The 20,021-nt window shown below is 56.7% G+C and carries 16 protein-coding genes and 2 tRNA genes; 10 read left to right on the top strand and 8 right to left on the bottom strand.

Annotated features, from left to right (window positions below):
• The first annotated feature begins 166 nt into the window (after positions 1-166).
• The 3 genes from INF73_RS15770 (at position 167) to ldtA (ending at position 4,297) form a co-directional block, all read left to right on the top strand.
• Positions 167-598 (top strand): universal stress protein, encoded by a 432-nt coding sequence (locus INF73_RS15770; RefSeq protein ID WP_028013745.1) that lies wholly within the window; start codon positions 167-169, stop codon positions 596-598.
• A gap of 47 nt (positions 599-645) precedes the next feature.
• Complete coding sequence (locus INF73_RS15765) at positions 646-3,339, top strand: cation-transporting P-type ATPase (protein WP_048959409.1); 2,694 nt, start codon at positions 646-648, stop codon at positions 3,337-3,339.
• Between the two features lie 61 nt (positions 3,340-3,400).
• Positions 3,401-4,297: a L,D-transpeptidase gene (gene ldtA, locus INF73_RS15760; protein WP_045260382.1), complete on the top strand. Its 897-nt coding sequence runs from the start codon at positions 3,401-3,403 to the stop codon at positions 4,295-4,297.
• 135 nt (positions 4,298-4,432) lie between these two features.
• On the opposite strand, the gene INF73_RS15755 is transcribed toward ldtA, so the two are convergent.
• Positions 4,433-4,508, bottom strand: a tRNA-Asn gene (locus INF73_RS15755).
• Positions 4,509-4,828: 320 nt separating this feature from the next.
• Here INF73_RS15755 and nac point away from each other — a divergent pair.
• From nac to INF73_RS15740, 3 genes are all read left to right on the top strand, one after another.
• Complete coding sequence (gene nac / locus INF73_RS15750) at positions 4,829-5,746, top strand: nitrogen assimilation transcriptional regulator NAC (RefSeq protein ID WP_028013742.1); 918 nt, start codon at positions 4,829-4,831, stop codon at positions 5,744-5,746.
• Positions 5,747-5,842: 96 nt separating this feature from the next.
• A complete protein-coding gene (cbl, locus tag INF73_RS15745) occupies positions 5,843-6,793 on the top strand; it encodes an HTH-type transcriptional regulator Cbl (protein WP_028013741.1) in 951 nt (316 codons plus the stop codon).
• Between the two features lie 163 nt (positions 6,794-6,956).
• The gene (locus INF73_RS15740; RefSeq protein ID WP_193547306.1) at positions 6,957-8,243 is read left to right on the top strand and encodes a hypothetical protein; all 1,287 of its coding nucleotides are present in this window, start codon (positions 6,957-6,959) and stop codon (positions 8,241-8,243) included.
• A gap of 160 nt (positions 8,244-8,403) precedes the next feature.
• Here the strand turns inward: INF73_RS15740 and INF73_RS15735 are convergent, their stop codons facing one another.
• A complete protein-coding gene (locus INF73_RS15735; protein ID WP_048998855.1) occupies positions 8,404-9,324 on the bottom strand; it encodes a LysR family transcriptional regulator in 921 nt (306 codons plus the stop codon).
• Between the two features lie 141 nt (positions 9,325-9,465).
• Between INF73_RS15735 and INF73_RS15730 the strand changes: the two genes are divergently transcribed.
• From INF73_RS15730 to INF73_RS15715, 4 genes are all read left to right on the top strand, one after another.
• Positions 9,466-9,855, top strand: a complete 390-nt coding sequence (locus tag INF73_RS15730) for a RidA family protein (RefSeq protein ID WP_193541502.1) — start codon at positions 9,466-9,468, stop codon at positions 9,853-9,855.
• 48 nt (positions 9,856-9,903) lie between these two features.
• Positions 9,904-10,863: a zinc-binding alcohol dehydrogenase family protein gene (locus INF73_RS15725; RefSeq protein ID WP_193541500.1), complete on the top strand. Its 960-nt coding sequence runs from the start codon at positions 9,904-9,906 to the stop codon at positions 10,861-10,863.
• Positions 10,864-11,140: 277 nt separating this feature from the next.
• Positions 11,141-11,398 carry an antitoxin gene (locus tag INF73_RS15720; RefSeq protein ID WP_041909206.1) on the top strand — a complete coding sequence of 86 codons (258 nt, stop codon included), beginning with the start codon at positions 11,141-11,143 and terminating at the stop codon, positions 11,396-11,398.
• Positions 11,399-11,731, top strand: coding sequence for a type II toxin-antitoxin system PemK/MazF family toxin (locus INF73_RS15715; protein WP_049138518.1), 333 nt, complete (start codon positions 11,399-11,401; stop codon positions 11,729-11,731). It abuts the gene before it with no gap.
• A 54-nt stretch (positions 11,732-11,785) separates the two neighbouring features.
• On the opposite strand, the gene INF73_RS15710 is transcribed toward INF73_RS15715, so the two are convergent.
• The 6 genes from INF73_RS15710 to INF73_RS15685 all read right to left on the bottom strand — a co-directional run bounded on the left by INF73_RS15710 (position 11,786) and on the right by INF73_RS15685 (position 19,992).
• Positions 11,786-11,861, bottom strand: a tRNA-Asn gene (locus INF73_RS15710).
• Positions 11,862-12,025: 164 nt separating this feature from the next.
• The gene (locus tag INF73_RS15705; protein WP_028013734.1) at positions 12,026-14,215 is read right to left on the bottom strand and encodes a TonB-dependent siderophore receptor; all 2,190 of its coding nucleotides are present in this window, start codon (positions 14,213-14,215) and stop codon (positions 12,026-12,028) included.
• A gap of 26 nt (positions 14,216-14,241) precedes the next feature.
• On the bottom strand, positions 14,242-15,567 hold the full coding sequence (locus INF73_RS15700) for a lysine N(6)-hydroxylase/L-ornithine N(5)-oxygenase family protein (RefSeq protein WP_193541498.1): 1,326 nt from the start codon (positions 15,565-15,567) through the stop codon (positions 14,242-14,244).
• Positions 15,564-17,306 carry an aerobactin synthase IucC gene (gene iucC, locus INF73_RS15695; protein ID WP_370567539.1) on the bottom strand — a complete coding sequence of 581 codons (1,743 nt, stop codon included), beginning with the start codon at positions 17,304-17,306 and terminating at the stop codon, positions 15,564-15,566. The genes INF73_RS15700 and iucC overlap by 4 nt, the downstream gene beginning before the upstream one ends.
• Positions 17,303-18,250, bottom strand: coding sequence for a GNAT family N-acetyltransferase (locus INF73_RS15690; protein WP_028013731.1), 948 nt, complete (start codon positions 18,248-18,250; stop codon positions 17,303-17,305). Before INF73_RS15690 ends, iucC begins: the two co-directional genes overlap by 4 nt.
• Positions 18,250-19,992 carry an IucA/IucC family siderophore biosynthesis protein gene (locus tag INF73_RS15685; protein WP_193541496.1) on the bottom strand — a complete coding sequence of 581 codons (1,743 nt, stop codon included), beginning with the start codon at positions 19,990-19,992 and terminating at the stop codon, positions 18,250-18,252. The genes INF73_RS15690 and INF73_RS15685 overlap by 1 nt, the downstream gene beginning before the upstream one ends.
• Between the last annotated feature and the right edge of the window lie 29 nt (positions 19,993-20,021).

Here is a 20,021-nt window from a genome sequence, read left to right as displayed (position 1 = left end):
TTAAATAACCATTAGCAGTGGGGACGCGCTAAACCTGAAATTCCTGTGCTACGTTTAATATTATTCATCTCTTTTACCGTAACTGGCATTAAGGGCAACCCCCTGCATTTAATGCGTTTTTTTTGCTTCATTCACTCTCATGTTGGTTATAAAAAGGATGCTCGATATGTATAAAAACATTCTCGTTCCGGTGGATGTCTACGAGACAAGCCTGGCGGATAAAGCGTTGCAGCATGCACAGTTTCTGGCGCAAAGCGCATTGGGTGACATTCATTTGCTGCACGTCATGCCAAAATTTTCAGCCGAGCTGACGCGCGGTTTTATTTCAGATGCGCGAAAGATGGATGAATATATGATTAATAATTCAAAAGAAAAACTGTCTGACCTGGTCAAAAAATTGAATTTGCCAGAAGAGCGCGTTCACCTCCATGTTCGCAGCGGAAATGTTCGTGATGAGGTTATTAAGCTGGCGGATGAACTTGCTGCTGGCGCGATTATCGTCGGCTCCCGCAATCCAAATATTCAAACCCATTTGTTAGGATCGGAGGCGGCAAGTATTGTTCGTTACGCCCATGTTCCTGTTTTCGTTATTCGTTAATTTCATGAAAGCAAGGTGATTTCTGAATAGAACCTGAGGAAGTAACAATGAAAACAGGAAAACCTGAACGTCCGTATTATCAACAAACCGTTGATGAAACCCTGTCGAATATCCACTCCACTCTGGAAGGACTTAGCGGCACTGAGGCATCAGCCCGACTTCAGCAGCATGGTGAGAATGCGTTACCGCAAAAAAAGGGCAAACCCGCCTGGCTGCGCTTCCTGGCGCATTTTAACGATGTACTGATTTACGTTCTGCTGGTGGCCGCGTTGCTCAAGCTCTTTATGGGCCACTGGGTAGACATGTTTGTGATCCTTGGGGTTGCCATCATTAACGCGCTGATCGGCCATATCCAGGAGAGCAATGCTGAAAAATCGTTGCAGAGTATTCGCAATATGCTCTCCAGCGAAGCCGTGGTGGTACGACAGGGGAATCATGAAACGATCCCCACTACGGCGCTGGTCCCGGGCGATATCGTGGTGATCCGCGCCGGGGATCGTATCCCTGCGGACCTGCGCGTGATTGAGGCGCATAACCTTCGCGTGGAGGAGGCCATCCTGACTGGCGAATCCACCGTTGTTGAGAAAAACAGCGATGCGTTAAGCGGGGAACTGCCCTTAGGCGATCGCTATAATCTGCTCTACTCAGGCACCACCGTCAGCTCCGGCGGCGGTAAAGGCGTGGTGGTGGCAACCGGGGGCGAGACCGAGCTTGGCCACATCAATCAGATGATGTCCGACATTGAAAAGCACCGCACGCCGCTGATGGTGCAGATGGACAAGCTCGGTAAGACTATTTTCATCACTATCCTGGTGATGATGGTAGCGCTGTTCGTCTTTAGCCTCCTGTTCCGGGATATGCCGGTTTCTGAACTGGTGCTGTCGCTTATCAGCCTCGCCGTTGCCGCCGTGCCGGAAGGCCTGCCGGCCATCATTTCCATCATCCTTTCGCTTGGCGTACAGGCCATGGCGCGTCGTAAGGCCATTATTCGCAAGTTGCCCACGGTGGAAACCCTGGGTGCAATGACGGTCATCTGCTCGGATAAAACCGGCACCCTGACGATGAATGAAATGACGGTCAAAGCGGTGATTACCGCTGACACGACCTATCGCGTGGAGGGCGACAGTTACGAACCGGTGGGGAATATTCACCCTGTAGATGACCCGACGCCCGTCAGCGTGACGCAGGGTTCCCTGCTGGAACGCTACCTGCGCACCATTGACCTCTGCAATGACAGCCAGCTGATCAAAGACGAGCAGGGGCTATGGAAAATCACCGGAGGGCCAACCGAGGGCGCCCTGAAGGTGCTGGCGGCGAAAATCCCGCTCCCACCGCTTGATACGGAAATGCGCAGTAAAATCCCGTTTGATTCGCAGTATAAATACATGTCCACGCTCTACCGACTGGGTGAAGAAGAGGCGATTTTAATCACCGGCGCGCCGGACGTCCTGTTCCGCCTCTGTCAGTACCAGCAGACGAATGACGGACTGCAGCCGTTCGATCAACCTTACTGGGAAGGGAAGATTGAAGAGTATGCCCGGGAAGGGCTGCGCATGGTGGCAGCGGCCTGGAAACCTGCCCGCGAGGGACAGCGCGAGCTGGATCACCCGGACCTCCATGATGGCGTGATCCTGCTGGGTATTGCAGGAATGATGGATCCGCCGCGTCCGGAGGCCATTACCGCGATTGCCGACTGTCTGCAGGCCGGAATTCGCGTGAAAATGATCACCGGCGACCACCCGCAAACGGCCATGAGCATCGGGCAAATGCTGGGGATTGGTAACGCCGCAAGCGCGATCACCGGACGCGAGCTGGAGGCGATGGACGACCGTCAGCTGAGCGACGCCGCGCAGCAGTACGATATTTTCGCCCGAACCAGCCCGGAGGATAAATTCCGCCTCGTGCAGGCTCTGCAAAGTAAACAGGAAGTGGTGGGCATGACCGGGGATGGCGTAAACGATGCCCCGGCGCTCAAGCGGGCGGATGTGGGTATCGCCATGGGGATTAAGGGGACTGAGGTCACCAAGGAAGCCGCCGACATGGTGTTAACGGATGACAACTTTGCCACCATTGCCAGTGCGGTCCACGAGGGACGGCGGGTTTACGATAACCTGAAAAAAACGATTCTGTTCGTTATCCCGAGCAACATCGCGCAGGCCCTGCTGATCATCATCGCGCTGCTGGCGGGGAACCTGATTCCGCTGACGCCGGTCCTGATCCTGTGGATGAACATGGCGACGTCAGCAACCCTGTCGTTTGGCCTGGCGTTTGAAGCGGGTGAGAAGGACATCATGAATCGGCCACCGCGCAAGGCGAATCTGCATGTGATGGACGGCTACGCTATCTGGCGCGTGGTGTTTGTCGGTCTGATGATTGCCATTAGCGCCTTCGTGCTGGAAGCCTGGCTACAGCCGCGCGGCTACTCGGCGGAATTCATCCGCACCGTGCTGCTGCAAACCCTGGTGACCGCGCAGTGGTTCTACATGCTCAACTGTCGCGTTAATGACGGCTTCTCGCTGAGCAAAGGTCTGCTGGCGAATAAAGGGATTTGGATCGTGAGCGGCGTACTGCTGGCGCTACAGCTTCTTATCATTTACGCCCCGTTCATGCAGATGCTGTTTGGCACCGAAGCGCTGCCGTTCCGCTACTGGGTCATTACCTTCCTGATTGGTTTTGTGATGTTCCTTATTGTCGAGGCGGAAAAAGTGCTGACGCGCAGATGGCGTAAAATCGAAGCGTAATAGCGTAAACTGAGAAAGCCTGCCTGAGTCCAGGCTTTCTCTTTTGTGAGCACAGGAAATTATGATGCGACTTACCTGGTTCGTCCTTACGCTGTGTGCCGCTGTTCCGAGTGCGTTTGCCGTAACCTATACCCTACCGCCGGAAGGCAGTCGGCTGGTGGGAACCCCGATTACCATCACCGTTCCCGAGCGCAATACGTTACCGCTTGAGGCCTTTGCTGCACAGCACGGGCTGGGGCTCAGCAATATGCTGGAAGCGAACCCGGGCGTGGATCCGTTTTTGCCGAAATCCGGCACCCGGCTGGTCATTCCTCAGCAGTTGATTTTGCCCGACACCGTGCGCGAGGGGATTGTCGTTAACGTGGCGGAAATGCGTCTCTACTATTATCCGCCGGGCAGCAATACCGTCGAAGTATTGCCCATCGGCATTGGTCAGGCCGGTCGCGAAACCCCGCGTAACTGGGTCACGGCGGTTGAGCGCAAGCAGGAGGGCCCCACCTGGTCACCTACGCCGAACACGCGTCGTGCCTATGCGGCAGAGGGGAAAACGCTGCCCGCCTTCGTGCCCGCCGGGCCGGATAACCCGATGGGGCTGTATGCGATATATATCGGCAGGCTATATGCCATACACGGCACAAACTCCAATTTCGGCATTGGGCTGCGGGTGAGCCAGGGTTGTATTCGTCTGCGTAACAATGACATTAAATATCTTTTCGATAATGTCCCCGTGGGCACCCGCGTGCAGCTTATCGATCGGCCCGTTAAGGTGACCACGGAGCCGGACGGCAGCCGGTGGGTGGAGGTTCACGAACCGCTGTCGCGTAACCGGGCGGAATTTGAATCGAGCCGGAAAGTGCCTCTGCCCATCTCCGCCGCACAGCAGACACAGTTGATAAACGAGGGGGCGGGCGCTGAACTGGAACGGCGGTCGGGGATGCCGGTTAAAATCGGCATGTGAAGCCCTTTTCGCCCGGTGGCGCTGCGCTTACCGGGCCTACAGTCCCGTAGGTCGGGTAAGGCGAAGCCGCCACCCGACAATTCTACCCGACGCAGAAAAGCAAAAAGCCTGCTTTAAAAGCAGGCTTTTCAAATTTGGCTCCTCTGACTGGACTCGAACCAGTGACATACGGATTAACAGTCCGCCGTTCTACCGACTGAACTACAGAGGAATCGTGTGAACGGGGCGCATATTATCGACCTGCGTTCGCCTTGTCAAAGGGTGGATCAACGCCTTTTGATCGTTTGCTGACAAAATCGGCAAAATGATGTTTTTGACAGCACAATGCACCGTAATGGTGCGGATATACCTCTAATGGGGCAGATCGTAAACTGCTGTTTCAGTAATAAATCACCCCTCCATGATTAGGTTTCCTTATTTTCAGGCGGTTAGCGAACAATTCAGACCGCACGGTAAAAGTGGCATTCATATTGCAAAACCTGTTCAACAACGACAGCCGGTTCCGGCAATGCATTTCGAACAGGGGGCAAAATGAACTTAAGACGACTGAAATACTTCGTAAAAATCGTCGATATCGGCAGCCTGACTCAAGCGGCAGAAGTGCTGCACATCGCGCAGCCTGCGCTGAGCCAGCAGGTGGCTACTCTGGAAGGCGAGATGGATCAGCAGTTACTGATCCGCACCAAACGCGGCGTCACGCCAACGGAAGCAGGCAAGATCCTGTATACCCACGCCCGCACTATCCTGCGTCAGTGTGAACAGGCGCAGCTGGCGGTGAACAACGTGGGCCAGACCCTGAGCGGGCACGTTTCTATCGGGCTGGCGCCGGGAACGGCGGCGTCCTCTATCACTATGCCGCTTCTGCAGGCCGTGCGCGCTGAGCTTCCGGAAGTGCTGGTCTATCTGCATGAAAACAGTGGCTCTGTACTGAATGACAAGCTGCTCAACGGCCAGCTGGACATGGCGGTCCTTTACGATCGCTCCCCGGTTGCCGGGATCACCAGCCAGCCGCTGCTCAAGGAAGATCTCTACCTCGTGGGCACCCGCGACTGTCCGGGCCAGAGCGTCGATCTTACCGCCGTGGCAGAGATGAACCTCTATCTGCCGCGCGACTACAGCGCCGTGCGCGTGCGTGTGGACGAAGCGTTCTCCCTGCGCCGTCTGACGGCCAAAATCATCGGCGAAATCGACTCAATCTCCACGCTGACCGCGGCCATTGCCAGCGGAATGGGTGTCACCGTACTGCCGGAATCCGCCGCGCGCTCGCTGTGCGGTGCGGCAAACGGCTGGATGGCGCGGATCACCACGCCTTCGATGAGCCTGCCGCTGTCGCTGAACATGTCCGCTCGCGGCTCGCTTTCGCCGCAGGCGCAGGCGGTAAAAGAGATTTTAATGTCGCTGGTCAGCAAGCCGTCGCTTGAGAACCGTGAGCTCCAGCTCGTGAGCTGATATTCCAGAAAAGCATAAGATGCTGGTTTTTATTATTTGTTCTGCAGCTCGGCTGACTCTAACAATAGAGCTATGTCAGATGCGCCGGAGTGAATCGTGAATTTCCAGCAACTTAAAATTATCCGTGAGGCGGCCAGGCGGGACTACAACCTGACCGAGGTCGCCAATATGCTTTATACCTCTCAGTCCGGCGTCAGCCGCCATATCCGCGAGCTGGAAGAGGAGCTGGGCATAGAGATCTTTATCCGCCGCGGCAAGCGGCTGCTCGGCATGACGGAGCCGGGTAAAGCATTGCTCACCATCGCTGAGCGGATCCTCAACGAAGCCAGCAACGTGCGGCGTCTGGCGGATCTCTTCACCAACGATGCCTCGGGCGTGCTCACCATCGCCACCACCCACACCCAGGCGCGCTACAGCCTGCCGCCGGTGATTAAAGCCTTCCGCGAACTTTTCCCTGACGTCCGTCTGGAGCTTATCCAGGGCACGCCCCAGGAAATTGAAGTGCTGCTGCAAAACGGTGGGGCAGATATCGGCATCGCCAGCGAGCGGTTGAGCAACGACCCGCTGCTGGTGGCTTTCCCCTGGTTCCGCTGGTACCACAGCTTACTGCTCCCGGTCGATCATCCGCTGAATCAGGTTTCCCCCCTGACGCTGGAAGACATTGCGAAATGGCCACTCATTACCTACCGCCAGGGGATCACCGGACGCTCGCGCATTGATGAAGCCTTCAACCGTAAAGGGTTAACGCCGGACATCGTGCTGAGCGCGCAGGACTCTGACGTGATCAAAACCTACGTCGAGCTGGGTCTGGGCATTGGCCTGGTGGCGGAACAGTCCAGCGGAGAACGCGAAGACGGGAACCTGGTGCGCCTGGATACGCGGCATCTGTTTGACGCCAATACAGTGTGGCTGGGCCTGAAGCGCGGGCAGCTGCAGCGCAACTATGTGTGGCGCTTTATCGAGCTGTGCAATGCCGGGCTGTCGGTGGACGAGATCAAACGCCAGGTAATGGAGCCGGAAGAAGTGGCGATTGATTATCAGATTTAATAATGCAACTTAGACAAGCAGTCTGTTATCGTTTATGCCCGGTGCGTTAGTATCGCGGCATAAATTTTATGAAGTATGCATGCAGGAATAAATACCGAATATATTGATAGCAAAAGCTTATGCGTGTTAAAAATGGAGGCTACGTCGATGCCGGGAGGGCACAATGGCAAATGTTATTCATGATTTTATTTATGATATCTGCCACTCAGGAAATCTTGAGGCAGCTGTTCAACAATATGCACTCTATTACCACTATCTTGACGATTATACCTTCATTTTTGCAGCGGAGAAAGGTGCGACTCCGGGCTTATCGGTTAACAGGAATTTCAGCAGTGGTTCTGCCGTGCGTAGCTTATTCAAAACGCCGCATGTGTTTATTCTTACACCAGACATATTCAGAGAAATGTTTATCTCTGGTAACCGCGTTACATTTCCCATCGACTATTCTATCTCGCTCGATACGCAGGTATTAAGTTATCTTAAGCCTTTCTTTGAAGGGCAAAGATCTCGACTTCCTGATGATTTTGAAGAAATTTTTGACTTCATCGCCAGAGAGGAAGTCAATGTTGATCCTTTGCTGTATGAACTCGAAAATCTTTGTAATTTTAGCGATCTCAATAAACAGGAAAAAATCTTCGAACGCATTCGAGCTTATGAGATGTTACGCAACCTGGATGTTGCGGCTTGGCAGCAGCATAGGCAGTTAAAATTTAATGTGTCTAAACAGGAAATTATAGTTAAAACGCAGCAATATATGGCACGTAAAAATTATGAGTTTATAAATAAGTCGCTAATGGAAGAGCTGGCTCGTGACTATAATCGCTTATATGTATATGTGTTAAAAATGTGCGCGATTCACCTGCGGAACCCAAAAACAAGTGCTAAGCAGGTGCAGGAAAAATTACTCGAACTGCTAGAATTTACTCACAATGAAGCCCATTTCTTTGGCATTAGAGAGATTTTGCTCGCTAAGCGTTTTTTTGAAAATGGTTCTAAGGAAGCCTTTTTTCACAAAGTGAACCGTAATACGGCGGGATTTTGGGAGTACGTTAGAGGTATGGCCTGGGATCTTCGCCATCAGCGCTTTCTCGAATTTGTTATTACCTTAAATATTGATAAAAACGCGGCATTCTTTTTTCCCGCAATCTTAACCTGTGATAAAAAATTCATTGAAGTTCTGGATGCTCATAGCGTCAAAGTCATCGTTTTTAATAACAAAACTAAAGAAATTCTTCCATTTTATGATATTGATTTTATTGAAGAGATAGCGTCATGCGGTGAGCGAGTCAAAGAACGATTAACTTTGCTCTCTACCGAAGAATACCAGTTACAACGTCGCCAGTATCAGGAAGGGCCAGACTATCTTCAATCGTTGGTTAAAACACTCGAAGCCGAACTTGAGGGCATTTGCGGTATTGCCTGTGAAAAGAATCCGCTTGGTAACTATTAGTGGGTCACAGATGCAAAAAGCCGGCTTCAAAAGCAGGCTTTTCAAAAATGGCTCCTCTGAATGGGTTCGACTTTGCCAATAACAAACAAATAAATATTTCCCTTTCTGTCAAAACCGCCTGAATGACCACCAATCGGCGGTGATGAGCGAATAGATATAGTCACTTAATGGTAGAAGTAGGGACATGCTGCTGCATCAACTCAACGATCCAGTCAATAAAAACGCGCAGTTTAGCGTTGACATGGCGGTTAGGCGGGAATGCCAGGTACAGGGGCATTGGAGCGATACGCCAGCGTTCAAATAGCGGAATCAAGGCACCGCGAGCCTGATGTGCTGCCGCCATATAGACCGGCAGCGCAATCACGCCCAATCCCGCTAGCCCAGCTTCGAGGTAAGCATTGCCATCATCCACAGCAAGCACATAGTTGCCCGTAATTTCAATGCGTTCACTCTCACCGTGCAGCACCAGAGGATCAATCTTACCGGTGCGTGAGGACAAGAATCCCACGATGCGATGGTCCGTGTTTTCCAGCTCTCGCGGATGCGCGGGGGCGCCGAGGCGTTCCACATAACTCGGTGCAACGTAAACACCGATTTGCAAATCGCCGACATGGCGTGCGATCAGGGACTGGTCGTTGATTTCGCCACCCCGCAGGACGCAATCCACGTTGTCGCCAATCAGATCCACCACCCGGTCACTTACGCCCATGTCGAACTGGATATCAGGGTAGCGCGCGTGAAAAGCCGGTAGCGCGGGCACCAGCACAAGGCGGGCGAGAGGAGTGGGCACATCCACCCTTAGGCGTCCCCTGGGCGTCATCGCCGCACTGGACAGGCTGTTTTCTGCATCTTCCATGTCCGCCAGCAGGCGGATAACGCGCTCGTAGTAGACCGCGCCATCGGGAGTGACGCCGAGCCTGCGGGTGGTGCGATGGAGCAGCTTGACGCGCAGGCGCGCTTCCAGCTGCTGAATAAGCTGCGTCACCGTGGTTTTGCTCATATGGAGCGTTTGGGCAGCCTTTGTGAAGCTGCCTGCCTCCACCACGCGAGCAAAGGCGCGCATCGCATCAAAACGATCCATCCCATGTCCTCTCTTTTCACCGATTGTTTGGATATTACAAACAATGATGGACAAAGTCGCTTGTTTATCCGCCCGATCTGGCGCCTGTAAAGTGTCTGTATGTTCAACGGGCAGAGTTCGCCCCATTACAAAGGTACACATATGACAATACGCGAAGCCGTTTTTCCCTTCGGGCGCCAGGCGCTCTATGAGCGCAATCGCTATTCACCCGCCATCAAATCTGATGGCTTCTTGTTTGTTTCGGGGCAGGTGGGTAGCCGGGAAGATGGTTCGCCTGAAGAGGATATAAAAGCGCAGATTCGTCTGGCGTTTGATAACCTTAATGCTGTTCTCACGGCTGCGGGCTGCACGTTCGATGACGTGGTTGACGTTACCCTTTTTGTTGTCGATCCCGAGTCAAACCTCGACGCTATCTGGAGTGTCCTGCCAGAATACTGGGGGGAAGCACCTTACCCAACCTTGACCGGGATCGGCGTGACGTGGCTGTACGGATTCAAGTTTGAGATTAAGGTGATTGCCAGGCTACCCTGAGCGTTACGGATCTTTCCGACGGTCAAACGGCAAGTCAGAGGAAAATTTATGAAGGCAGCGGTTTATGACGTGGAAGGCGCTCCCGGCGTCCTGCAATATGTCGATGTTCCGGATCCGGTCGCAGGGCCTGACGATGTCCTGATTTCTGTCGAGGCTATCTCGATTGAAGGGGGAGATCTGATCAACCGACGTTCAACTCCGCCGCCTTTTCCTTCATGGATCGTTGGCTACGCGGCCGCGGGGACGGTGGTTGCCGTCGGGTCGAAAGTCCGTAGCCGCAAGGTTGGAGACAGAGTGACTGCTTTTAGCATGCAGGGATCGCATGCGGAACGTTGGGCTGTGCCTGCGGAACGAACCTGGCTTATACCAGACGGAGTGGATGCAGCAGAAGCGGCGGTGGTACCGATCTCCTTTGGAACAGCTTATCACTGCCTCTTCACACGAGGCATGCTCCGGCACGGAGAAACCGTTCTGATTCAGGCTGCAGCGGGTGGCGTGGGGCTCGCGGCCGTTCAGCTTGCCTCACAAGCTGGCGCGACGGTCATCGCCGTGGCAAGCGGAACGCAGCGAAAAAACCGGTTGCTGGAACTGGGGGCCGATCATGTTGTGGATCGTGTAGAGAATAACGTCGTGGAGAGTGTCCGACAGGTCACTCGTGGCACCGGTGTTAACCTCGTCATCGATCCGGTAGGGACGACGTTGCCTGCGTCGCTTTCTGCACTCGCGCCGGAAGGGCGTCTTGTTTTCGTCGGTAATGCGGGCGGTGGCAGCCTGACAGCCGACTTATGGCCGGCAATGCAGTCTAACCAGACGCTCATGGGGGTATTCATGGGCCCCCTTTTTGAAGGGCCCGAGGTTCGGGCAAGCGTGGACGAGATGTTGCAGGCTGTAGCGGCAGGGCGCATCAGGGTTGTCATTGACCGCATCTTCCCCCTGGCTGACGCCGCCGCGGCCCATGAATACGCGGAGACAGCGAAACCGCTTGGCCGTATTGTTATGAAGCCATGATGGGGGTCGACCTTAGCCTGGCCCCCACAATGCTCCCGATGCGGAAGCCGCCTCGCATTTCGTTTATCCGAACCGCCATAATTCTTTTAACCGTAAAAACAGTTTTTTATTATCAGCCTTCTTAGTGACGCAATTCGTTCCCACCAGCGCTGCCCTTCGATGGATAACAGCTCTCTGCCCACTTAATTACGAAAAGGAAATCACCATGAATCTGATGAATAACTGCGCATCTCCTGGCATAAATGTTATATTAAAATATAATATTAGGAGGTGCGCTATGTATAAAACTCGCCTGAAAAAGGTCGGCGGATCCATCATGTTGGCGGTTCCTCCCGCCGTGTTGAAAACGCTGGAGCTGTCGACGGACAGCGAAGTCGGCATGACCATTAACAATGGCTGCCTGATCATTGAACCCCAAAAACGGCCTCATTATTCGCTTGAGGAACTGCTGGCGCAGTGCGATCCGCACGCTGAAATGAGTGAAGAGGATCGGGAATGGATTGATGCGCCTGCGGTAGGAAAGGAGATCCTGTAAATGGACAGAGGGGAAATCTGGCTTGTTTCACTGGATCCGATTGCTGGCCATGAGCAAAGCGGAAAACGTCCGGTTCTCATCGTGTCGAAGGCATCGTTTAACAAGCTGACCCGGCTACCGGTAGTGGTTCCCGTCACCAGCGGCGGTAACTTTGCTCGCACGGCAGGTTTCACCGTTTCACTGGAAGGGGCGGGGACAAAAACGATGGGCGTTATTCGCTGCGACCAGCCCAGAACTATTGATATGGCTGCCCGAAACGGCATGCGGCTGGAACGCATACCTGATGCTGTTATAAATGAAGTGCTTGCCAGGCTGGATGCAATTCTGAGTTAGCATCAGAGACGCAGAAAAGCAAAAAGCCTGCTTCAAAAGCAGGCTTTTCAAATTTGGCTCCTCTGACTGGACTCGAACCAGTGACATACGGATTAACAGTCCGCCGTTCTACCGACTGAACTACAGAGGAATCGTGTGAACGAGGCGCATATTATCGACCTCGGTACGCCTTGTCAAAGGGTGAAAACGCGCTTTTTGTTCGTTTGCCGACTATTTCAGCAAATCGCTGATTTTATAGCAAATTCGCGTTGAAATTACACAACGACATGCGCCGCCCGCAGGCGGCGCGAAGGATCAGAACAGCACGGAGTAGTTCAGACCAAACGTCCGTCCGCGGCCTTTATAGGTGTACAGGCCCGGTGCACCGTAGGTTGGGCTATACAGCCCCGGCGCGCGCTGGCCCCAGGCGGTGGTGTAGTCTTTGTCCAGCAGGTTTTCCACGCTGAAGCTGACTTTCCCCACCGGCAGGGCGTAGCTGCCCAGGAAATCGACCGTGTTATAGCCATCGATCTTCTTGCCGTCAGCGTCAGACACGTCAAAGGTCTGCGTGCTCTGCACGCGCAGGGTCCAGTCGCCCGGCGCCCAGTTGACCCATGCGCTGGCTTTCGACGGGCTGGCGCTGTCGACCGTCAGCTTCTCCCACTTCCCGTTTTCGCGGGTTTCAGACTTGATGGCGTTAAAGTTCGCGCCGGTGCTCCAGTCGCTGTCGGTAAAGAAATAGTCCACCTGGCCTTCAATCCCGTAGATACGACGCTTGTCGTCTTCCAGGTTGATGGTCATATCCGTCTTGTTGATGGTGATGGTTTTATCCGAGAGCGAGTAATACGCCGCGACCTGCGTGCGCAGGTTGTCACCGGTGAAGCGCCAGCCCAGCTCGTAGGCGTTGACCTTGATGCCGTCCAGCGTTGAGTCGTTGACGTTTACGCTGTTCAGCAGGCGATAGTGGCCGTTGCTGAGTTGGTAGGTGCCGGAGCCGTAGTACTTCGCCAGGTCAGGAATTTCAAAGCCCTGGGAGAAGTTAAACCACAGCTGCTGCTGTTCGGTCAGACGACCGAGGATCCCGGCGTTAAACAGGAAGTTGTTGTAATCGGTTTTCCCGCCCGGCACCGCGTCGGCGGAGGTGGCTTTCCCGGTGGCGATGGCTTGCTGCTGGGCGTAGCCAACAAAATCATCCACCTTGTTTTCGGTGTACTGGTAGCGCACGCCGCCGCTCAGGGTGATGGCGTCAATGTCATAGCTCGCCTGCAGGAACGGAGCGAGGTTGGTGATGCTGTAGCCCGGATAACGGCCCACGTTGTAGGCGTTGTCCAGCTCCATGCCGCCGCTCGCCGCCGCTTTGCTCAGGTCAAAGAACTGCTGGTTGGCATCGAACGTTTCGTGGTCGGCATCAACACCCCAGGTCAGCGTCAAATCGTCCACCGGCTTGCTGTTCAGCGTCAGCTTGCCGCCGTAAAAATCGGTTTTCTGCTGCGACGCGCCGATGCTGCTCACCACGCCTTTGGTCAGGGTCGGGAACGGGTAGTAGGTCAGGCTCTCGTCACGGTAGTAAATCTGCGCGACAAGATCCTGGCCCCAAAAATCAGTATTAGAGTACTGCAGGTTAATCAGATGGCGCTCGGTGCCCGGCACGCGGTCAGAGTCGAGATTATCCTTGTTGTACGCGGTGGCATCGCCCGTGACCGCCGAGAAGTTCTTCCCGAGATACAGCCCATGCTTGCCGTCGGATTCGCTCTTGTAGTACTGGGTAGTGAGCTGCAGCTGCTGGTGATCGTCGATGTTGAGGGTGCCTGTGCCCATCACGTCAATACGGTCGGAATACTGTAGGCCGGTCTGGGTGTTGTCGATGATCACCTCGTCGCCGTTGCCGTCATACCAGCCGCCGTAGCGCTGATACGACACCGACAGACGACCGGAGGCGTTGTCGTTGCCGCCGCTGACCGCAGCCGACACGTTCTCATCGTGGTCGTTGTGGCTGTTAAACCCGCTTTTTGCTCCGGTCTGGAACTCAACTTCGGTCTCCGGCTGGCCTTTTTTGGTGACGATGTTCACCAGGCCGCCGGTGCTGCCGCCGCCGTACAGTGACGTGGCGCCGGAGATGACTTCGATGCGGTCAATGTTGAACGGGTCGATGGAGTCGAGCTGGCGGCTGTCGCTGCGGGACGAGTTCAGGCGCACGCCGTCCACCATCACCATCATGGAGCGGCCGCGCAGGTTCATGCCGTAGTTGGTACGCCCCTGGCTGCTGACGTCCATACCCGGGATCAGCTGCGCCAGCACCTCTTTAATCTCTTTCCCGCCCTGAACCTGCTGCTCGATCTCAGAGCGTTCAATGACCCAGGTGGTCTGCGCCATCTCGGCTACGCTACGGTGCGCGCGGCTGGCAGAGACCACGATATTTTCTTCCTTTTGTTCTTCCGCCCACGCAGAGGTAGAAAGCATTGCAAGCAAGCAAGGATTTAAAACCCAAAGATGAGAACGTTTCATTGTTATGATGATCCTGATTGTGTGTGTCAGTACTCAGTGGTTTTTGCTAACGATTTAAAAACCTGGCTGTTCTCCGGGCTGGTGGTGCTTCGCCAGTGGATAACGCCAGGGGTGGTGGCCAGTTCAAACGGCTCGTCGGCATGTGCGCGATTCAGAATTCGCGCCGCGCGCCAGGCCATCAGGCTGAGCTGGGGTTCGGCAATGCCGAGACGGTGCATCCCGGCGTTCACGGCGAACAGGCGGTTGCTCTGCGGACCGTCCCATTCGAGGGTGAAATCGTTGTTAATGCAGAACGCTTCGTCCGCATCCAGATGCAGGCGGTGAGACAGCGGCGCGAGGAACGCGGGCTGCACGGCGCGGTAGCCGGTGGCAAAAATCACCACGTCGCTCTCCAGCTGCTCATGGCCGCCGTCGAGGTGATGCTGAATGCTCAGGCGATGTCCGGTTTCCTGACGCGTCAGGGCCGTCACCGAGCGGGACGGCATCAGGTGCGCCCAGGGTTTTTCACGCAACACTTCGAAGCGGTGGTACATGGCGCGGTAAATCGCCAGCAGGGACTCGGTGGTGATGCCGTCGGAGGTCATCTTCTGCTCGTGCAGCATCTGACGACGCGCCTCTTCACCGAGCGTGGAGAAGCTGTCCACATACTCCGGCGTGAAATACTCGTTAGCAAAGGCGGCTTCATCCAGCGCGTTGTAGTTGTTGCGGCGCGAGACCCAGTTCAGGCTCCGCGGCTGGCCCCATTCGCCGCGGAAAATATTCAGGAACAGGTCGGCGCCGCTCTGGCCGCCGCCGACAACGGTAACGCGCTTGCCGGCGAGGTCCGGCGAGCGCAGCATCATCTCGCTGGCGTGGAAGCAGGTATCGTCCTGCGCCGTGACGCAGTCAGGCAGGTTGATCTGTTTGCCAATCCCCACGCAGACGTGGCGCGCCAGGAAGCGGTCGCGCTGGGTCACCACCTCAAACAGGCCGCGTTGCTCATCAAAGCTCACCTGCTGCACCTGCTGGCTGAAGGCGAGATTGGTGAGGTTGTCCGCCGCCCAGCACAGGTAGTCGGCAAACTCTTCGCGGGAGACGGTGCGCTGCTCGGTGGTCAGGAAGCGGTAGAACTTTTTGCGCTGCACCAGGTAGTTCAGGAAGCTGTGGCGGTTGGTCGGTTCCACGGCGCTGACCAGATCCTTCAGGAAGCTGGTCTGCATGTGGCAGTCCGGCACCATCATGCCCGGGTGCCACGAGAAGTGCGGTTTACGCTCAAGGAACAGCGAGCTAAAGCCGTCCAGACCTTCTGCGAGGGCGGCGACGCTGAGGTTAAACGGGCCAATACCAATGCCGATGAAATCATAGGTTTTCATTGCGCGGACTCCCGGGAGGCCAGAAAAAGAGGGTTATCAAGATCGGTAACGTAGTTCGGCAGCATGCGGCTGCCGCCGTCGTGTTCGGAGAAGGTCAGTTTGACCGGGTTAAGGATCACGCGAATAATCTGCGGCTTAAACAGATCGAATTTCGCAAAGCGCTCCGCAAGCTCCGGATGCGCGGCCATATAGCGGTGCAGCACCCCGGCGAGGATCTGATAGAAGCGGTTTTCGCTGACGCCGCTTTGCAGCGTGAGGCGTGAAATAAAGCGCAGCACCGTCACAAAGTTGCCGGTTTGCAGGTCGTGAATGATGTAATCCGCGCTCAGGCGCGCCGTCACCGCTTTTACCTGCTCCGGCAGGCTCTGCGCCTGCGGGAAATCCTCGTCCACCAGGCGCATATCGCCCTGGAAATCCTTCAGCAGGATGCGCTGCGGGACGTAGTCCTTCATCACCAGCGTCACGTTCTGGCCGTGGGCAATCAGCGCCACGCCGTAGCGGCAGAGCAGGTGGTAGAACGGGATCACCGTTGCCTCAAACAGCTTTTCCAGCCACGCTTCGGCGCTTAACCCCGAGCGCGTGATCCACGCGTCGATCAGCGGACGCCCGGCGTTGTCGGTTTCCATTAGCGCCGCCATCAGCACCGCCTGTTCGCCATCCTGCAGATAGCAGGATGGGTTCTCGCGCCAGATCACGCCCAGCATCTCCTGATAGCGGTAGGGCGCTTTCGGCAGCGCCGCGTAGCCCGGATGCGACAGATACCCGGCGGCGGGTTCGCCCAGCACCTGCGCGCCAGAGCGGGCAAGCGTGGCGTCAGCGGCGAACTGCTGCTGCAGCCAGCGCGACGCCAGAGGACCGGCGGCAATGTACTTGCCCGGAATGCCGCGATAGCAGGAGGTGTTGTAGATGGTCAGCGGCAGCTTGATGTCGTACGGCGCGCGACGGCTGGCGTTGGTGAGCGTGCGCAGGGACTGCTGGGCCAGGTACTCATCGCCAAACTCGCCCAGCTCAACCATTTCACCGCGCGCCAGCTGCGCAAGAAAATGAATGGCAATTTTTTGCTGCCACTGCCACGGGTGCAGCGGCACGGGCAGCCAGCCGTCGTCGAGACCCAGCGCCTGCCAGCGAGCGTCAAACCGGGCGCGCTCGGCATCGTCCATGGTGCTGGCCAGCAGAGCGTGAATGTCGCAATCGGCGTCGCTGCTCCAGACCAGATGTTCACGCTGGACGGCGACCCAGTGCAGGAGGAAGCGCCCACGGTATTCCGGCGCGTACAGGCGCAGCGCGTCCAGACCCCAGCCGCGGCGGCCTTTGTTGAAAATAAACTTCGGGTGGCCGCTCATCAGACACTGTAATTCGTCCGGGTCGAGGTGGATCAGCGCGTCCGCGTCCAGCGCTTCACGCGCCTGCAGCAGCTGCATGTCGCCGCGCAGCGTGGCGTAGAGATCTTCCATGTGCTCCGCCGTTTGCGCGTCGCTCATCTCCAGCACCGTCGCCAGCTGCAGCAGCGCGCTTTCCGCTTCCATGGCGGCGCCGCTGGCGGTGGTCAGGCTGTCCGGGTCGATATGCAGCCAGCCCCATATCCCGCGCGCGGCGCGAAACTGCCAGGACTCGTTGCCCATGACGATGCGCCAGCCGTCCGGCGAAACCGGCTCTGCGCGCAGGGTGCGTTCGTATTCCAGCTCCGCGAGGATCTTCGCCACCATCTCGCGGTTCACTTTCTGCCAGAGCGCGTTCACAGGCCCACCTCGCTGAAGAAGCGGTGACGCTGGCTCATGATGAGGCGCGAGCGCTTGTGCGGGAAGTCGAACTCTTTCACCGTGTCGAAACCGGCGGAGGCCAGATGGCGGAACAGGCGCTGGTTGTCGAAGCGCGGCTCGGCCACGATGCGCGCGGTGCGCGGTTCATCGAGATACAGATAGTGGCTCAGGCCGCGCAGCCAGCTGCGGATATACTGCGCGCCGCGCCAGTTTTCTTCGCCCACCAGCATGTGCAGCCCGCGGTCAAACGGCTGCCAGCGGTAGTGGCGGCCAATTCGGTCTTCTGCCGCCCAGTAGAGTTCAAAATAGCCAAACGGCTGGTCGTCGAAGCAGCCGATAACCGGGTAGCAGTAGGTCGAGTCAAGCTGGCGGCGCAGGTAGTTTTCCTGCTCGGCCTGCGGGCCCGCCATCTCCCAGAAGGCGTTCACGCGCGGGTTATTCATCCATTGAGTGAAACGCTCGCCGTCCAGCGCCACGTCTGCCACGCGGAAGCTCAAAGTGCGCTTGATTTGCGGATCGTAACGGCGATAGACCTCGCCCTGCGGGCGACGAGGACGCAGCGGGAAGTACAGTTGGCGGCTCTCATCAAACTGCATCCCGCCGCTTGCCTGCGGACGTTCGCCTTGCAGCCACAGCGGCAGCTGCCAGAAGGTTTCTCGCGCCAGATAATCCCCGTGGGCCTGGCTAAACAGCGCCTGCGCCTGGGGTTCATCCTGCCAGTCCGCCCACGGCAGGGTAATGCCGGTCAGGGCGGGCGCGGCAACAAACAGCTGATCGAGGGCTTCCACCAGCCAGCCGGCCGGGATCCCGGTCAGACGCTCCAGCACCGCGCTGCCGTCAAGACCCAGCGTCAGCGGCAGGTTTTGTTCCGTTGCGGTGCAGCGAAAGCCGTAGCCGGAATGGACGATATTCGCGATGGCCATCACGCCTTCTCCTTGTAAAACGGGTTGCTAAAGTCGAAATAGATCACCGCCGGATCGACGATGGTGTTCTCATTGCGATCGTGCAGGTAGCAGAAGAAGTTGCCTTTGCAGTTCCAGGTCGGGCTGTCGAGCACGTAGTCGAGGCAGCGGGTCTGCTTCGCCGTCGTGCGCAGCCCTGCCAGCGCGTCACGCACGCGGGACATCAGGTGCTCTTCGCTGTCGAAACCGGCGGCGGCGAGAGCGGCGGTGACCGCAAGGGTGGAGTTCAGCAGCAGGTAATAAGGGAAGTAGCGCAGCAGCTGGCTTTCACCGAAGCGGTTTTCCACGTCGGTTTCGCCCGCCTCTTTCAGCCACGCGTCGGCGCCTTCGGTCCACGCGCTGCCCTGGCAGTCGCGGTAGATAAGCCCGACCGGGAAATCCTGCTGCATCTCAACGAGGATATTTTGCTGGTGCGCCAGCAGGACCAGACCGTAGTCCGCCTCGGCGCTGAACAGCGGAAGTAACACGCGGTCGCAGTAGGCGTCCAGCCAGCAGCGGGCGGCCTGGGCGAGCGGTAAATCCAGACGCTGGCTAAGACGGCGCACCGCTGCGGCCAGCAGGCTGTCGCCGCCGTCCGGCGCGGCCTGCGTCAGGCTGACCAGCACGTTGGTCTGGGTGTCTGGCGTATCGAACAGCAGGTTAACGCGCAGGGCCATCAGGCTCTCTTCCTGAACGACGCCGTTTTCATCACGCAGTCCCGCCCAGCCGTCTTCCTGCATCACGCGCATGGTCGGGTAGCGGGCCTGTAAATCTTGCCAGCGTTCTGTTTTCGCCAGCCGCGCCAGGCGCATACCGCGCTTAACCTCTTTGACCGACAGCGTGCGCACGGAGTTGGTCAGGCGCACGCTGAGGGAGAATTTAATCATGTCGCTGTTGGTCTCGCTGTACAGCGAGCGTGAGGAGCTGGTGGGCAGCCACTGTGCGCCCGCTTCACCCAGATCCTGTAATGAACCGTTTGCCGCCAGACGCTGACACCAGTCCTGCTCCAGCAGATAGTCGGCCTGCCACGGATGCATCGGCAGCAGCCAGCGGGTGTCGGTGAAGTGGCCGAGCAGATCGGGTGCGCTCTGGGCGGCGAAGCGCAGCAGACGCTCGCGCAGGGAGACGTTCAGGCTGTCGCCGGCAACGAGCGTGCTCTCAACGGCAAACCAGCGCAGCGGGAAGCGGGAGCCGAAATCCGGCAGATACCGGCGCGCCTCGGTTTCGTTGAACGGCTCGTGGGATTTTGGCGCAGGGTGAAACGCGTGGCCCACCAGCAGCGCCTGTTCCGCTTCGGCAAACGTCAGCGGCTTGTCGCGCAGCGTTGCCCAGCCGTGACGCAAATCAATCGCCTGCCAGGTATGGGTATGGCTTTCCAGCGCGCGCTGTTTAAAACGCGTCAGCGTATCGGCATCCAGTGAGCCTTTTACTGAGGGTTTTTCAAGAATTAAATCAATCATTTGAGTGAAAGTGACGGCGTCACCACTGTCGCTATCGCTCTGAATAAGCGTTGCCGGGAAACGGTACTGATGGTGCTGGGTGGGGGAGAAATAGCGTACCGGAACCCGAAGGGCCTGGGAGGAAGAGAGTGGAATATGAATGTGCGCTAACTCATCCGCTGCGGCTGCAGGGAGATAGCGCCAGTCCTTCGTTTCGCGTAACAGGGCGTTTAAAAAACACTGGGCTGCAACGTCTGTACCGGCAGAGCGGGGCAGAGCACGCATAGATGTACCTCATTCCATGACTGATAATA

Source organism: Enterobacter cloacae complex sp. P6RS (assembly GCF_014982245.1).
Taxonomy (GTDB): domain Bacteria; phylum Pseudomonadota; class Gammaproteobacteria; order Enterobacterales; family Enterobacteriaceae; genus Enterobacter; species Enterobacter bugandensis.
Note: the sequence above shows the minus strand (reverse complement) of the source record. Positions and strands in the feature narration are given on the sequence as shown.

Coding starts and splice junctions, on each gene's coding strand:
- INF73_RS15770 (WP_028013745.1), top strand. CDS start 167: ATGTATAAAAACATTCTCGTTCCGGTGGATGTCTACGAGACAAGCCTG.
- INF73_RS15765 (WP_048959409.1), top strand. CDS start 646: ATGAAAACAGGAAAACCTGAACGTCCGTATTATCAACAAACCGTTGAT.
- ldtA (WP_045260382.1), top strand. CDS start 3,401: ATGATGCGACTTACCTGGTTCGTCCTTACGCTGTGTGCCGCTGTTCCG.
- nac (WP_028013742.1), top strand. CDS start 4,829: ATGAACTTAAGACGACTGAAATACTTCGTAAAAATCGTCGATATCGGC.
- INF73_RS15740 (WP_193547306.1), top strand. CDS start 6,957: ATGGCAAATGTTATTCATGATTTTATTTATGATATCTGCCACTCAGGA.
- INF73_RS15735 (WP_048998855.1), bottom strand. CDS start 9,324: ATGGATCGTTTTGATGCGATGCGCGCCTTTGCTCGCGTGGTGGAGGCA.
- INF73_RS15730 (WP_193541502.1), top strand. CDS start 9,466: ATGACAATACGCGAAGCCGTTTTTCCCTTCGGGCGCCAGGCGCTCTAT.
- INF73_RS15725 (WP_193541500.1), top strand. CDS start 9,904: ATGAAGGCAGCGGTTTATGACGTGGAAGGCGCTCCCGGCGTCCTGCAA.
- INF73_RS15720 (WP_041909206.1), top strand. CDS start 11,141: ATGTATAAAACTCGCCTGAAAAAGGTCGGCGGATCCATCATGTTGGCG.
- INF73_RS15715 (WP_049138518.1), top strand. CDS start 11,399: ATGGACAGAGGGGAAATCTGGCTTGTTTCACTGGATCCGATTGCTGGC.
- INF73_RS15705 (WP_028013734.1), bottom strand. CDS start 14,215: ATGAAACGTTCTCATCTTTGGGTTTTAAATCCTTGCTTGCTTGCAATG.
- INF73_RS15700 (WP_193541498.1), bottom strand. CDS start 15,567: ATGAAAACCTATGATTTCATCGGCATTGGTATTGGCCCGTTTAACCTC.
- INF73_RS15690 (WP_028013731.1), bottom strand. CDS start 18,250: ATGGCCATCGCGAATATCGTCCATTCCGGCTACGGCTTTCGCTGCACC.
- INF73_RS15685 (WP_193541496.1), bottom strand. CDS start 19,992: ATGCGTGCTCTGCCCCGCTCTGCCGGTACAGACGTTGCAGCCCAGTGT.